At 72.2% G+C, this 14,057-nt stretch carries 14 protein-coding genes and 5 tRNA genes; 6 read left to right on the top strand and 13 right to left on the bottom strand.

Annotation, left to right across the window (positions count from 1 at the left end; all coding sequences use genetic code 11):
* Positions 1 to 132: 132 nt before the first annotated feature.
* Together ACWCQM_RS25170 and ACWCQM_RS25175 are read right to left on the bottom strand one after the other, a co-directional pair.
* Entirely contained in the window at positions 133 to 1,152 is a 1,020-nt protein-coding gene (locus tag ACWCQM_RS25170; RefSeq protein WP_267076769.1) for a LacI family DNA-binding transcriptional regulator, read from the bottom strand.
* A 307-nt stretch (positions 1,153 to 1,459) separates the two neighbouring features.
* A complete protein-coding gene (locus ACWCQM_RS25175; protein WP_450917408.1) occupies positions 1,460 to 1,921 on the bottom strand; it encodes a hypothetical protein in 462 nt (153 codons plus the stop codon).
* Between the two features lie 154 nt (positions 1,922 to 2,075).
* On the opposite strand from ACWCQM_RS25175, the gene ACWCQM_RS25180 reads away from it, so the two are divergent.
* A complete protein-coding gene (locus ACWCQM_RS25180) occupies positions 2,076 to 2,591 on the top strand; it encodes a DsbA family protein (protein WP_450917409.1) in 516 nt (171 codons plus the stop codon).
* 65 nt (positions 2,592 to 2,656) lie between these two features.
* Here ACWCQM_RS25180 and ACWCQM_RS25185 read toward each other — a convergent pair whose 3' ends face one another.
* From ACWCQM_RS25185 to ACWCQM_RS25195, 3 genes are all read right to left on the bottom strand, one after another.
* Positions 2,657 to 3,493, bottom strand: coding sequence for a GNAT family N-acetyltransferase (locus ACWCQM_RS25185; protein WP_450917410.1), 837 nt, complete (start codon positions 3,491 to 3,493; stop codon positions 2,657 to 2,659).
* Positions 3,494 to 3,556: 63 nt separating this feature from the next.
* Positions 3,557 to 4,378: an aminotransferase class IV gene (locus tag ACWCQM_RS25190; protein ID WP_450917411.1), complete on the bottom strand. Its 822-nt coding sequence runs from the start codon at positions 4,376 to 4,378 to the stop codon at positions 3,557 to 3,559.
* On the bottom strand, positions 4,375 to 5,427 hold the full coding sequence (locus ACWCQM_RS25195) for a chorismate-binding protein (protein WP_450917412.1): 1,053 nt from the start codon (positions 5,425 to 5,427) through the stop codon (positions 4,375 to 4,377). Before ACWCQM_RS25195 ends, ACWCQM_RS25190 begins: the two co-directional genes overlap by 4 nt.
* Before the next feature lie 145 nt (positions 5,428 to 5,572).
* Between ACWCQM_RS25195 and ACWCQM_RS25200 the strand changes: the two genes are divergently transcribed.
* From ACWCQM_RS25200 to ACWCQM_RS25220, 5 genes are all read left to right on the top strand, one after another.
* Positions 5,573 to 5,645: transfer RNA gene (locus ACWCQM_RS25200), tRNA-Gly, on the top strand.
* A gap of 37 nt (positions 5,646 to 5,682) precedes the next feature.
* A tRNA-Cys gene (locus ACWCQM_RS25205) sits at positions 5,683 to 5,756 on the top strand.
* 1 nt (position 5,757) lies between these two features.
* Positions 5,758 to 5,829, top strand: a tRNA-Val gene (locus ACWCQM_RS25210).
* 19 nt (positions 5,830 to 5,848) lie between these two features.
* Positions 5,849 to 5,920 (top strand) — tRNA-Val (locus tag ACWCQM_RS25215).
* Between the two features lie 23 nt (positions 5,921 to 5,943).
* Positions 5,944 to 6,018, top strand: a tRNA-Val gene (locus ACWCQM_RS25220).
* A gap of 53 nt (positions 6,019 to 6,071) precedes the next feature.
* Here the strand turns inward: ACWCQM_RS25220 and ACWCQM_RS25225 are convergent.
* From ACWCQM_RS25225 to ACWCQM_RS25260, 8 genes are all read right to left on the bottom strand, one after another.
* The gene (locus ACWCQM_RS25225; protein WP_413251899.1) at positions 6,072 to 6,161 is read right to left on the bottom strand and encodes an MFS transporter small subunit; all 90 of its coding nucleotides are present in this window, start codon (positions 6,159 to 6,161) and stop codon (positions 6,072 to 6,074) included.
* 7 nt (positions 6,162 to 6,168) lie between these two features.
* Positions 6,169 to 7,518, bottom strand: coding sequence for an L-lactate MFS transporter (locus ACWCQM_RS25230; protein WP_450917413.1), 1,350 nt, complete (start codon positions 7,516 to 7,518; stop codon positions 6,169 to 6,171).
* A gap of 128 nt (positions 7,519 to 7,646) precedes the next feature.
* The gene (locus tag ACWCQM_RS25235) at positions 7,647 to 7,931 is read right to left on the bottom strand and encodes a TFIIB-type zinc ribbon-containing protein (RefSeq protein ID WP_450917414.1); all 285 of its coding nucleotides are present in this window, start codon (positions 7,929 to 7,931) and stop codon (positions 7,647 to 7,649) included.
* 64 nt (positions 7,932 to 7,995) lie between these two features.
* Positions 7,996 to 9,072: a phosphotransferase family protein gene (locus ACWCQM_RS25240; protein WP_450917415.1), complete on the bottom strand. Its 1,077-nt coding sequence runs from the start codon at positions 9,070 to 9,072 to the stop codon at positions 7,996 to 7,998.
* A 362-nt stretch (positions 9,073 to 9,434) separates the two neighbouring features.
* Positions 9,435 to 9,641: a hypothetical protein gene (locus ACWCQM_RS25245; RefSeq protein ID WP_267076761.1), complete on the bottom strand. Its 207-nt coding sequence runs from the start codon at positions 9,639 to 9,641 to the stop codon at positions 9,435 to 9,437.
* A gap of 279 nt (positions 9,642 to 9,920) precedes the next feature.
* Positions 9,921 to 11,222: an alpha/beta fold hydrolase gene (locus ACWCQM_RS25250; RefSeq protein ID WP_450917416.1), complete on the bottom strand. Its 1,302-nt coding sequence runs from the start codon at positions 11,220 to 11,222 to the stop codon at positions 9,921 to 9,923.
* 104 nt (positions 11,223 to 11,326) lie between these two features.
* On the bottom strand, positions 11,327 to 12,385 hold the full coding sequence (locus ACWCQM_RS25255; protein WP_241839720.1) for a M29 family metallopeptidase: 1,059 nt from the start codon (positions 12,383 to 12,385) through the stop codon (positions 11,327 to 11,329).
* Positions 12,386 to 12,448: 63 nt separating this feature from the next.
* Positions 12,449 to 14,023, bottom strand: a complete 1,575-nt coding sequence (locus ACWCQM_RS25260; protein WP_267077995.1) for an OPT/YSL family transporter — start codon at positions 14,021 to 14,023, stop codon at positions 12,449 to 12,451.
* Between the last annotated feature and the right edge of the window lie 34 nt (positions 14,024 to 14,057).

The following is a 14,057-nucleotide window of genomic DNA, read 5'->3' on the forward strand; positions in this document are numbered from 1 at the left end:
GCGGGCCCACTTGGCGATCAACAGACCCTTTTGCAGGGTGAGTTCACCCGCTCCGGGATACCTGAAATCGCTTCCGCGTCCGAACGCCCCCCACCTGTTCGCGCGACGCGCCCCTCCGGCGCCCCCGGACGGTCAGCGCGGGGCGGCGCTGGAGGCGCGTACGACGAGTTCCGGCTGGAGCACCACGCTGCGGTGCCGGTGGCTTCCGTCCTCGTCGTCCGCCTCCTCCAGGAGCAGCTCCGCGGCCATCCGTCCCATCACCACCGCGGGCTGCCGGACCGAAGTGAGCGGTACGGCGGCGGCAGCGGCGAACTCGATGTCGTCGTACCCCACGATGGCGACGTCCTGCGGCACCCGCACACCCGCGGCGTACAGCGACTGCAGGACACCGAGCGCGAGCAGGTCGTTGGCGCAGAAGACCGCGGTGGGACGGGGCACGAGGCCGAGCAGCCGGGCCCCGGCGTCACGGCCCGCCGCCACGTCCAGGCGATCCGAGGGGATCTCGACCAGGGCCTCGGGGCCCAGTCCGGCCTCGGTGAGCGCCGCGAGGGCGCCTTCGCGGCGGTCCCGGATCTGGTGGAGGTCGCCCGGTCCGCTGACGTAGGCGACGGAGCGGTGACCCGCCGAGACGAGGTGCCCGACGGCGAGCATGCCGCCGCGCACGTCGTCGACGGAGACGGCGCAGGCCTCGGTGGACCCCGCCACCCGGTCGACCAGCACATGGGGAATCCGGTGGCGCGCGAAGGCTTCGAGGTTTCCGCCGGTGGCGTCGGCCGGGGTGACCAGGACTCCGCAGACCCGCTGCTCGGCGAAGAGCCCGAGATATTCGGCCTCCTCCTCCTGGCTCTGGCCGCTGTTGCAGACCATCACGCCGAGACCGGCCTCCCGCGCGGCACGCTCGGCGCCACGGGCGATGTCCACGAAGAACGGGTTGCCCATGTCCAGGACCAGCAGGGCCATGATGCGGCTGCGGCCCGCCCTGAGCTGCCTGGCCGACTCGCTGCGTACGTATCCGAGCTCCTCGATCGCCGCGAGCACCCGGGCGCGGGTGTCGGGGAGCACCGCCTCGGGGCGGTTGATCACATTGGAGACCGTGCCCACCGAAACTCCGGCCTGCCGGGCAACGTCCTTGATCCCTGCCACACGCCCCACTTGTCCTGCCCCACTGATGCGTTCGGCCGCCGCGCGTCGGCGCCGGGTCTCCTGGTCTGCGGACGGACGACCGGCGTGGTCCGTCGCACCGTCGTCCCGACCGCGCCCATGGATTGAATTGTTTCAATCCCGTTGGGACGCTAACCGCATCCCCGGGATACCGTCAAGATCGGAACGGCGCAACCCGAATATACCGACGTGCACGGCTCCTGCGGCCCACTCGGCGCCGGCTTCCGGCATGAATCGATTCATGCTCTCGGCGTCGCGACGGCCCTCAGCCGCCCTGGCCGGGGGCCTCCCCCGGATCTCAGATGCCGTGCTTCTTCAGGATGGCCTCGATGTCGCTGAAGTCGTCACCGGGCGCGGCCGCCTTCTGCCGCTTCTTCTCCTGGCCGCCCTGCGCCTGCGGGGCCGCCGCCACGCCGGAGGTCAGCGAGGGCGACGACGCGGCCGGGGCGACCGCCGCTCCCTTCGCCGCGTTCCGCGCGGCCTTGCGCTCCGCGCGGGTCGAGCCGGAGCGGCGCTCCACGGCGCGCGTGGTCATGAAGAGCAGCCAGGCCAGGCCCAGCAGACCGAAGCCGAGCCAGACGCTGGGCTTGAAGACGATGCCGGACAGCCACTCGACGACACCGGTCATCACCAGGCCCACCGGCACCAGCGAGTAGGCGGCGATCCGGGTCGCCGTGAGGAACCGCTTGCGGTACGCGGTGATCGCGGCGATGCCCAGGCCGGCCGCAGACACCGCGGAACAGATGGTCTCGGCAAGCATCGGGGCCTCCAGCGATCGGGAAACGTCCCTTCCATCCTGCACCGGCCGTGGCCGGCGGGGCCACGAATGCGGACCACATCAGGGACATTTCAGGGCCGCCGTCCTCCCCAGGTCCCGATTGGGACGCGCGGGTCGCGCCTGAAAGACTGATTCCATGAGCGATTCCCCCTCCGCAGCGCCGGTCGTCCTCGACCTCTGGTGCGAGCTCCAGTGCCCCGACTGCCACCTGGCGCTCTCCGACGTCCGTGCCCTGCGTGCCCGCTACGGCGACCGTCTGGAGATCCGGCTGCGCCACTTCCCGCTGGAGAAGCACAAGCACGCGTACGCGGCGGCGCAGGCGGCCGAGGAGGCCGTCGTCCAGGGCGAGGGATGGCCGTACATCGAAGCGGTCCTGGCCCGCACCGCCGACCTCGCCCGCACCGGAGAGCCGCTGCTGGTCGAGATCGCGGGCGAACTGGGGCTGGACGCCGAGGAGTTCGACACCGCGCTGATCGACGGCCGCCATCTGCTGATCGTGGACGCCGACCAGGCCGAGGGCAAGGCGATCGGGGTCACCGGGACTCCGACCTATGTGATCGGCGACGAGCGGCTGGACGGCGGGAAGAGCCAGGAGGGGCTCCGCGAGCGGATCGAGGAGATCGCCGACCGGCTGCTCGCCGCCCAGGACTGAGCACCGGCCCGCGGCCCGCCGGCTGCCGGCCCGCGATGCGGGGCCCGGCGGCCGGCGGGCGTTCGTCACAGCGCCTTGGCCAGGTTGTACTGCGTCACCTCGTAGCCGAGCGACTCGTACAGTCGCAGCGCGGGCGTGTTCGAGGCGAAGACGTGCAGGCCGAGCAGGCCGAGGCCCGCGTCCAGCGTGATCTCCTCCGCCAGGCGCATCAGCGCCCGGCCATATCCGCGCCCCCGGTGCTCCTCGCCCACCTCGACGTCGAACACGTAACCGAGGTCGTCGCCGTCCGTCCCCTCGCGCCGGGCCACCCAGACGTAGCCGACGACGACTCCGTCGTGGACGAGGACATGGAAGTACATGCCGGGGGTGGCGAGGCCGTCCGGCAGGTTCATGGCGTGGTCGCGCTCGGACTTTCGCCGGGCCTGCTCCTCCGGAACGCCGCGCTCCATCCATTCCCGCGCGTACGTCCCGACGCTGGTGGCCGCCCACGCGGCGTACTCCTGCTCCGTCATCGGACGCCCCGTGACCCCGGCGGGCAGCGCCGGGGCGGTCCGGCGGAGGGGCTTCAGCATGTTCCGGCTGCGCTCGGTGTAGCCGAGCACGGCGGCCAGGGCCCGGGCGGCGTCGTTGTCCACCGGGGCCACCAGGCGGACCTGGGTGCAGCCCCAGCTGCGCAGCACCTCCTCGGCGGCGAGCGCGGCGATCGTGCCGCGCCCGCGCCTGCGGTGCGCCTCCTCGATGGCGAGCGAGTGGAGTATGCCCGCCGTGGGCCCGAACGCCGGGTCGGTGGAGACGCCGACGGTGCCCACGGCCCGCCCGTTGTCGCACACGTCGTACATGCGTTCCTGTGCGCCGTCGGCGCCTTGCTGGATCGGCCCGGACGGCCGGAGGGTCGTGGTCATCAGGGTGTTCTATCCGCTGGAGGGCGGCACGTCACCCCGTTTGTGGTTCGCGGGCCGCCGGGCTCACGGGTCGAGGTCGTCCGCCGAGCGCTCGTCGAAGACCCGCATGGCCTTCGCGGTGACCGGCCCCGGGGCTCCCGGCAGCTGCCGCCCGTCGACCCGGTGGACGGCCTGGATGTCGCGGAGCGTGGAGGTCAGGAAGATCTCGTCGGCCCGTTCGAGCACGTCGAGCGGGAGGTCGGTCTCCTCGGCGCCCGTCCACTCCACCGCCAGGGCGCGGGTGATCCCGGCAAGACACCCCGAGCTGACGGGTGGGGTGTGGACGTGGCCTTCCAGGACGACGAAGACGTTGGAGCCGGTGCCCTCGCAGAGCTGCCCGACCGTGTTGGCGAAGAGTGCCTCCGAGGCACCCTGCTCGTGGGCGCGCGCGAGAGCGATGACGTTCTCGGCGTACGAGGTGGTCTTGAGTCCCGTCACCGCGCCGCGTTCGTTGCGCGTCCAGGGGACGGTGACCACGGCCGTGCTGTCGGGGCGGCGGGCCGCCTCCCCCAGGGCGACGACCAGGCTGGGGCCCGCGTCGCCGCGGTCGGAGCCGAGCGGGGAGAGTCCGCCGGTGTAGGTGATGCGGAGCCGGCCCAGCTCCATCGGGTTGGCCTCGACAACGACCGCGACCGCGCGGCGGACCTCGTCGTGGTCCGGGTCGGCCAGGCCGAGCCCCCTGGCCGAGCGCGTCAGCCGGTCGAGGTGCCGGGTCAGGGCGAAGGGGCGGCCCCCGGCGACCCTGACGGTCTCGAAGACGCCGTCACCCACGGTCAGCCCGTGGTCGAGCACGGACAGCCGTGCGTCATCGGCATCGCGCAGCCCGCCGTTGACCCAGATCCTCATGACGCGGTCCTTCCTGTCTCCTCGTAGGCGCCTGACGCTACAGCGAGCAGCCGGGATGCCTTGAGCTCGGTCTCCGCCCATTCGCGTGCCGGGTCCGATCCCCAGGTGATCCCGGCGCCGGTGCCGAAGCGGAGCAGGGGCGCGGGGCCGGTCCTGTCGATCCAGAAGGTCCGTATCCCGACGGCCAGTTCCGCTGTGCCCCGGTCGGCGTCCACCCAGCCGACCGCTCCGCAGTAGGGGCCCCGGGGGGCTGTCTCCAGCGCCTCGATGATCCGCAGCGCGCTGGACTTGGGCGCACCGGTGACCGACCCGGGCGGGAACGCGGCGCCGAGGAGCTCGGGCCAGCCGGCGCCGTCGGCGAGCCGTCCGCGCACGGTGGAGACGAGGTGGACGAGTCCCGGGTGCTTCTCCACCGCGCAGAGGTCGGGGACGCTCACGCTCCCGGTCGCGCAGACGCGGCCCAGATCGTTGCGGACGAGGTCCACGATCATCACGTTCTCGGCGTGGTCCTTGTCCAGCAGGTCGTCCTCGGTGCGGCCGGTTCCCTTGATCGGGCCGGACTCGACGGTGCGGCCGTCGCGTGCGAGGAAGAGCTCGGGGGACGCGGTCGCGATCTCCACGCCGTGTCCGGGGATCCGGATCGTGCCCGCGTACGGGGCCGGGTTGCCCCGGGCGAGCAGGGCGGTGAGGGCGTCCACGTCGGCGGCGGGGTCCGGCAGCGGCGCGGAGAGCACCCGGCAGAGGTTGGCCTGGTAGACCTCGCCGGCCGCGATGTGTTCACGGATCCGTCGGACGCCCGACGTGTAGGCGTCCTCGTCCAGTGATGACGTCCAGTCCGCCGGGGCGGGACCCCGCCAGGCGCCCGGCACCGGGAGGGGCACCTCCTCGGACCGCACATCGGCGAAGCGGGCGCAGACGAGGCGGCCCTCGAAGTCGGCGGAGACGGCCCAGAAACCGGAGGACCCGAGGGCCGCGGGATCGCTGGTCACATCCCGCAGACCGGTGGCCACGAGGCCGCTGAAGCGGGCGAGGGGGGTGAGGTCGTGCACGCCGTCGAGTCTAGGACGGCGGGCGGTGAGCCGCGGGTGGGCGGCGGTGGCGCAGCACGCTGCGCAAACGCGTTTTTGTACTGGCCCGGGAATCCGCTAGAGTTCAACACGTCGCCGGGACGCGCAAGCGGACCGGGAAAGACAAGCGGACGTAGCTCAGTTGGTAGAGCGCAACCTTGCCAAGGTTGAGGTCGCCAGTTCGAACCTGGTCGTCCGCTCGCAGAAGGTGGGGGATCTTCCCGAACCCCCATCCCTGGTGGAGTGGCCGAGAGGCGAGGCAACGGCCTGCAAAGCCGTCTACACGGGTTCAAATCCCGTCTCCACCTCCAAGGACGATTAGCTCAGCGGGAGAGCACTTCCCTGACACGGAAGGGGTCACTGGTTCAATCCCAGTATCGTCCACTGATCCGCAAGGATCCCCGCGCGATTAGCTCAGCGGGAGAGCGCTTCCCTGACACGGAAGAGGTCACTGGTTCAATCCCAGTATCGCGCACGCAGTACACGCAGGGTCACCCTGCGCGATTAGCTCAGCGGGAGAGCGCTTCCCTGACACGGAAGAGGTCACTGGTTCAATCCCAGTATCGCGCACCAGCCGAAAGCCCCGGTCGTCTCGACGACCGGGGCTTTTGTCGTGTGGGGCGGGTTCAGCCGGTGAAGAGCTGGGTGGCCTTGCGAGCGAGCTCGTACAGCCCGTAGGCGAACGGCACGGCGACCCAGAGCCAGACGAACACCATGAGTGGCTTACGACTGCTGGTGGACACGGGGGCTCCCTTCCTGTGCCTCGTGGAATCGTGCGTGGACGGGGCGGATGCACTCGTTGGCGACGAAGCCGACGACGAGTAGTCCGATCATGATGGTCAGCGAGGTCGTGTAGAGGCTGGGCCCGGTGTGGCCGGCGCGCTCCCCCGCGTCCGCGACGCGGTTGACGATCAGCGGACCGAGCACACCGGCCGTGGACCACGCGGTGAGCAGCCGGCCGTGGATGGCTCCCACCTGGTACGTGCCGAAGAGGTCCCGCAGATAGGCGGGGGCGGTCGCGAACCCCCCACCGTAGAAGGACAGGATCACCAGCGCGCAGCAGATGAAGAGCGGCTTGGAGTCGTTGCCGAGCTGGGCGATCACTACGTACATGAGGGCGCCGACGCCGAGGTAGATCCGGTACATGTTCTTGCGGCCGATCAGGTCCGATGTGGAGGACCAGAGGAGCCTGCCGCCCATGTTGGCCAGCGAGAGCAGCGCGACGAAGCCGGCCGCCGCGGAGACCGAGACCGGGGTGGAGGTGTCCGAGAAGAAGTCCTGGATCATGGGGACGGCCTTCTCCAGGATGCCGATGCCCGCCGTGACGTTCATGCACAGGACCACCCACAGGCACCAGAACTGGGGCGTGCGCAGGGCGTTGCGCGCGGAGACCTGGGCGTTGGTGACGAGCCTGCGGGTCTCCTGCTTCGGCTGCCAGTCGTCGGGGAGCCAGCCCTCGGGCGGTACGCGCACGAGGAGGACGCCGAGCGTCATGAAGGCGGCGTAGACGACCCCGTGGACGAGGAAGGCCGTGGCGATGCCGGAGCGGTCGGTGCCGAAGCTCTCCAGCATCCCGGTGGACCAGGGCGAGGCGATGAGGGCGCCGCCGCCGAAGCCCATGATGGCGATGCCGGTCGCCATGCCGGGGCGGTCGGGGAACCACTTGATGAGCGTGGAGACCGGGGAGATGTAGCCGATGCCGAGGCCTATGCCGCCGATGAACCCGTAGCCGAGGACGACGAGCCAGTACTGGCCGGTCGCGGCGCCGAGCGAGGCGACGAGGAAGCCGGAGGAGAAGCAGACCAGGGAGACGAACATCGCCCAGCGGGGGCCGTTGCGTTCGACGAGGGTGCCGCCGAAGGCCGCGGAGAGCCCGAGCATGACGATGCCCAGCTGGAACGGGAGGGCGCTCGCGGTGCCCGAGAGGTCGAGAGCGGATTCGAGCGGCGGCTTGAACACGCTCCAGGCATAGGCCTGTCCGATGGAAAGGTGTACGGCGAGCGCGGCGGGCGGCACGAGCCAGCGGCTCCACCCCGGGGGCGCGACAGTTCGGGACCTGTCGAGGAAGTTCATGATCCCGCACTCTAGGCATCAGCCATGGCCATGACCAGATCATGAACGAAGTCCGTCGACCGTATGCAATGCGGGTCCGGGCGCTGGGCCCGGACCCGCCCTGCGGCAACGGCCGCGCTGCGGACCGGTCAGGAGGAGAACAGCATCCTGCCGAAGCTCTTCTGACGGTGGTGGCCGCCGTGGTGGCCGCCCTGGTGCGGCGCGCCCCAGGCGGGAGCCTGTGCGGCGGGGTAGGCCTGCGGGGCGGGCGGCGGGGGCGGGGCCTGCTGGGCCCACTGCGACTCCAGGCGGGTCAGGGACTCCAGCTCGCCGTAGTCGAGGAATATCCCGCGGCAGCCGCTGCACTGCTCGATCTGGACACCGTTGCGGTTGTATGTGTGCATCTGTGCATGACACTTGGGGCACTGGATCATCAGGTCGGCTCCTTCGGTCGTGAAGTCGTCGCCGGAAAGCATGCCCGGCGGCGATCGGTTCACCCTACGACGCCCGCCCTTCGGCCAACTCGGGCGGGAGGGAGGCAATTCGGGCACATGCGTCGATCATCAACTGTTCCACCTCATCTGGACGGCGCCCCTCCGCCGCGGACTTGGCGAGAGCGAGGGCGGCGGTCTGCACGGTGAGCGCCCGCGCCGGGACGTCGAGTTCGGGCCAGGGGTCCCCTTCGGCGCGTACCGCCGGGCCGCCGGCGGCCCGGTAGGCGTCCAGGAAGCGCAGCCAGACCTCGGGGGGCAGCAGCCCCGCCGCGAACCAGGCGGCGGGCCGGGCGAGGTCCCAGGCGGGGTCGCCCAGGCCCGTGTCGTCGACGTCGATCAGCAGCCAGGGGCCGTGCGGGGCGGGGTGGCGGACGAGCTGGCCGAGGTGCAGGTCCCCGTGGCAGAGGAATCCGTCCCGGCCCGCCGGGCCCGGCTCCTCGGCGCGGGCCCAGCCGGGCAGCCCGTGCCAGGCGGCGAGCACGGGTGCGACGGCCGGGTTCCCGGGCAGCGCGGCGCACATCCGCGCGACGGCCCTGGCGGCCTTGGCGGGGCCGCGCATCGGCGGGAGCGGGTGGGGCGGCGGGGTGCGGTGCAGCCGGGCCAGGAGCAGTGCGGCCTCCTCCCAGGGGGCCGCCTCGGGGTCCGACGAGTCCACGGGTACGCCGTACGGCCAGAGGCTCACGGCGCGGCCCTCCGCGTGGAGCGGTGGGCGGCCCTCCGCGTGGAGCGGTGCTTCCTGGGCGGAGCACTGATCGGGCGGCGCGTACGACGGGCCGGCCTGGGCCGGGAGCAGCGCGTCGCGGGCCCGTAGCGGCGGGAGCAGGATGCCCGCGAGGCCGGGGGACGCGGCCAGGGACAGGCGGGCGGCCAGCGTCCGGGGCTCGGTGTCCGGGGCGTGGGCCTTGGCGACGACGTCACCGACGCGGACCACCGTGCCGTCGGGCCGGTCGGCGAGCACCTGGGGCGGGGCGCAGGCACACGCACTGCCGGCCGCGTGGGCGCCGGTGTGCGCGGGGTCCGTCGCGTGGGCGCCGGTGTGGGCGAGATCGCCCAGTGCGCGGACGACAGGGGTGGTGGTCATCTGCTCGGCTCCCCCTGCGGTGGTCGGCCGGCCGCGCGGCCGGTCCCGGCGGTGATCGTACGCGTCAGCCGCGAAAGGCCTCCCGCCCGGATCGCGTCCGCCGTGAAAGGCTTCCCGTCCGGATCGCGACCGCCGCGAAAGGCCCCCCTGTCCGGATCGCGTCCGCCGTGAAAGGCCTCCCGTCCGGATCGCGCCGGGCTCGTGTCGGCCCGGAGGGCCCGGCGGACGGCCCCGGACAGCGCGATGTCCGGCCAGCTCCCCAGCTGGCCGGACAAACGCTGCCGCCCGCCGCACCCCCGTCCCCACGGGGCTGTTGGCCGGGATGTCCGGTCCGGACCGCTCTTCCGGACCCGGGACGCCTCTCAGCGACCCAGCATCACGCCCACGGACGACGCCTGTGTGACCACTGCCTCCCAGCCGCCGAAGACGACTACGAGCAGGGCCGCCAGGGGAAGAACCATCGCCGTCGCCACCAGCGGGTGACGACGACCGGACGGACGTACGCCGAACGAGGCGTAGGCCCTGCGTCCCTGCGTGCGGACCATCGTCCGTGCTGCCGTGTCGGCCATGGTTCCTCTCCCGGTCAAGATCTGGAGCGGCGGGCGCCTGGCCTCGGGGGACGAGTTCCACGCCCACCGCTCACGTTCAAGACTAGGGAGACGGAAACCGCCCGGCGTCATGCCCGCGTACCGAATACCGGGCCTCCCGGAGGATGAGCCGGCGGCCTTCGGTGTACTCCCCTGGGTGGAGAGGCGGTCACAGATGCGGTACCCGGCACCTAGGGGGTGCCCCGGGGGCCTGACGTGTACCCGTCGGGCCCTGGTCCGGGCCTTCCGCCGGGGTGGGCGTCAGAGGTCGCCGTCCGCCATGGCGAGCAGCCGGTCGAACACGGCCGGGTCGGCCCGGACGCCGTCGTGGGCGTGATCGGGGCTGACCCAGGTGCGCAGGCCCCGCACGGCTTCGGCGGTGGCGAGGGAGTGGTCGCGGTCGACGTACATGTCGTCCTGGTAGACGGCCGCCACCACGGGGACCTCGTTGGCCGCCAGCCGGCCGAGGTCGTAGAGAGGCGGCCAGTCCGTACGCGCGGCAAGGAGCTCCGCGGCGCCACGCAGCGGGACGAGTGCGGGGTCCTCGTCGAACTGCCAGGGGTAGACCATCTCGCCGGTGAAGCGGACCGGGCTTCCGGGCCGGGCGTCGAAGGCGGGGAACTCCTGCCGGACCCGGTGCGCCGACCAGTCGGTGGGGCGGCCGCCCTGGGCGTAGATCGGCTCGTGGAGCGCCGCGTAGAGGGGGCGTTCGGCGAAGGACACCGCGGCGTCGACGCCCCGCAGGAACGTGTCGGTGAGTCCGGGACCGCGGACACCGTCGGCGAAGGCGGTCTCCAGGAGGTAGTGGAGCGAGTCGAACTTCGCGGAGGTGCCGAAGGTGATGCCGAGCGTCTGGAAGCGGCGCACGGTGAGCCGTTCACCGGTCGGCATGCGTACGTCGCTCGCTTCGAGGTGCGCGGCGACGGCGTCGGCGATCGGCTGGTCGGCCGGGTAACGGGCGAAGTACCGCTCGTTGTGGGCGAGGGTGCGGGCGTAGGCGGCGCGGTACACGTCGTCGGCGTGGCCGGTCAGCGTGGGCAGGCCGCCGGTGATGAAGGCGCGGGTCAGTCCCTCGGGCGCGAGGCTGAGGTAGGTGAGGGTGGCGAAGCCGCCGAAGCTCTGCCCGAGGACGCTCCACGGCCGGTCGTCCTGGAGGTGCCGGCGCAGCAGTTCGGCGTCGCGGACGATCGAGTCGGCCCGGAAGAGGCCGAGGTGGGCCGCCGCCGCCCGGTGGTCCGCGCCGAACCGGGCGAGGGTGAGCCGGTCGGCCGGGGCGGAGCGTCCGGTGCCGCGCTGGTCCATCAGGACGACACGGTGGCCGACGAGGGCGCGGCGGAGCCAGGCGCCCGCGGCGTTGGGCCGTTCCGCGCGGCCGCCGGGACCGCCCTGGAGCCAGAGCAGCCGGGGCAGCCTCTCGTGTTCCCGCCCCTCGGCCACCACTTCGCGGGCGAACAGGCTGATGGCCGGACCGCCGGGATCGCCGTGGTCGAGCGGCACGTCGAGGGTGTGGTCGGTGCAGACCAGGCCGCCGTGGCGGTAGGAGACGGGCGGGGGCGTGGACATGGGCGCTCCTTGTCGCGGGGAGGGGCTCGTCGGGGCGTGCCGGGGGCACGCGCGGAGAGGCGGCGGCGGGCAGGCTTCCTGTGCCTGCCCGCCGCCGCCCGGGCTCAGTAGCCGGCGACGCCGAGGTCGCGGCAGATCTCGACGAGCTCGGGGTGCACGTAGCGCCCGTTCTCCTCGATCGCGACACCGTCCAGGTAGATGGACGGGCCGAGCACGCTGCCGTCGGTGTGCGCGGCGGCGACCCACGGTTCGCCGCCGATCCAGGCGCCCTTGGTGCCGATACCGAGCTCGACGCAGCCGAAGACGCGCTCGTCCTCCACGATGCGGCCCGTCGGGGCGAGGACGCCCGGGTTGAAGCCGAGCGACCAGTGGGCCACGCGGAACATGTTCGGGTCGTCGAAGGACTCCATCCAGCGGCGGAAGGTGTCGGCGTCGGCGCCGCCCTCGATCTTCGTGACGACGCCCTTCTCGACGGTGCAGCGGACCGGGGAGCGCAGCAGACCGATCTCGTCCGGCGGCCACAGGGCGCCGTCGAAGACGAGGATGCCGTCCTGGGTCTCCTCCAGCGGGTTCCATGAGATCTGGCCGGACAGCATGACCGTCTCGCCGGGCTTCTCGGCGGGCTTTCCGCGCAGGTTGATCGGGCGGTCGCCGTTGCGGCCGACGAGGTCGGTGCCGTTGGCGGAGGTGATACGGACCTCGTCGGCGGCCTCCAGGAGGGCGACGAGGGCCTTGCCCAGGCGGATGACGCCCTGGAAGTCGGGGCGACCGACGGTGGCGACCAGCATCTGGACGTCCATGGCGGTGAGGTTGGTGTAGCGGCAGCCGTTCGCCATGGCGGCGCGGAAGGCGTCGGAGTGCATGACGTAGGAGACGGCGAACTCGATCCACACGTCCGCGTCGGCTATCGCACCGGCCACGGGGCGGGGCGGCTCCATGGAGGCGCCGGGCATCGTCTCGTACCAGACGATGACGGGGTGCGCGCCGGCGGCGGCGACGGCCTGTGCGGTGGCCTCGACGACCCGGCGGTCGCTGCTCGTGTCACCGGTGAGGACGACGTGCTCGCCCCGCTTGACGAGCATGACCTCCTCGACGAGCTTGCGTGCGGCCAGGGCCAGTTCGAAGCTGAGGTACTCGGGACGCGGTTCGAGCCTGCTGTACATGTCCACGGGGGGTCTCCTTGCCTTGCGGGTGGTGCGGGGTGATGCGGAGTGGTGGCTTCGGGGTCAGGTCTTGAGGATCTGGGCGGAGTCGCCGAGCGAGCTGCCCGCGATCACACCGGCGCCGATCAGGTTCAGTTCCTCGTCGGCGGCGGGGCCGCGCAGCTTGCGGTAGACGACCCGGACGGCGAGTGCGCCCAGGACCAGCCAGCAGGCCTGCGGGGTGAGGATGAGGAGGCCGGTGGCGAGCATGACGCCCATCTGGCGCCGGGTGCCGCCGATCAGCTGGATGGCTGCGCCGGGAATGGCCCAGAGGAGCATGGTGCGCACCGCGTCGGGGTCGCTGAGGCCGGTCTTGATCGTGTCGGCGTACACCTTGGCGACGGGCGGGATGAGCCCCTGCCCGAAGTAGGAGCGCCAGGCGACGGCGACGACGAGCAGCGCGACACCGAAGCCGATCAGGGCGGCCAGGAACTGCTGGCGGCGGCCCTCACGCTCGTACGGGTCCCAGGGGCGGTGGTCGCGGCGCAGCAGCCAGCCCGCCTTGAGGTCGTACCCCATGTCGGCGAAGGCGGGGCCGGTGGCGGAGACGTAACCGATCAGGAGGGCCAGCGGCACGGAGGGGATGCCCATGGCGAGCCCGAGGATCAGGAAGATCAGGGTGACGGCGAAGGACGGGAACCAGCCGGACTGCATGGCGGCGAGTCCGACGATCAGTTCGTGGACCAGCGCGGCGAAGGCGGCGAAGAGGACCCAGCCGACGATCCCCAGCGGGCTCATGTCCCCGATGAGCCCTCCGAGTACGGCGAGCACGACGGCGCCCGCGGTGAAGAGCGCGTAGCCGCGGATCAGTGCGAGCCGCAGGCCCCGCTCGTCGACGGTGTACTCGACGGTCGGGTCGGTCACCACACGGGTGCTCGCCGGCTCCTCGTCCGCCTTCTGCTTCTTGCGGGCACGGCGGCCGACCAGCATGTGGACCGCCTGCCCCAGGGCGACGACGCCCGCGCCGACCATGACGCCGTGCGGGATGAAGCCGGCCCCGAGGTCGGTGTCGAAGAGGTCGGGGCTGTACTGGCGCAGCATCAGACCGATGCCGAACATCATCAGCGCCCACACATTGCCCAGGAAGGCGACACCGGCGGCGGAGAGCGGCAGGGCGAGCAGTGTGCCGGCGAGCCCGACGGCGGTGCCGCCGGCCAGGATCAGCGCCCGGCGGCCTCCCCGGTCGCCGGCCTTGATGGTCTCGGCCGCGGCCGTTCCGGGCGGCCATGCGGCGTCGGCGGGCAGCAGCCGGGAGCCGAAGGCGCGGTAGAGCACCCAGGCGTCCACGAGCAGGCCGATGAACGATCCGGCGAGCATGGGCCAGACCAGGTCCTGCCGGCCGAAGACGTACGGGATGGCGACGGAGGTCAGCAGCGCGTTCGCCGAGGCGAAGGTGGCGGCGGAGATGGCGCTCTGGGCGAGGTTCTGCCGGTGCACGGACCTCATCCGGCGCAGGAACCCGAGCGGGATGCGGCCGATGAGCATGGCGACGAGCGCGCCGACGACCGAGGTGTTGGCGGAGATGCCCAGCTTGGACACCAGGTCGATGCCGATCACGGCGCCGACGGCGGCGAGCAGCACCAGGATGACCAGCAGCACGGGTTCGAAGACCCGGGGGTGTGACCCGTGGTCG

This window comes from Streptomyces sp. NPDC002125, assembly GCF_053593715.1.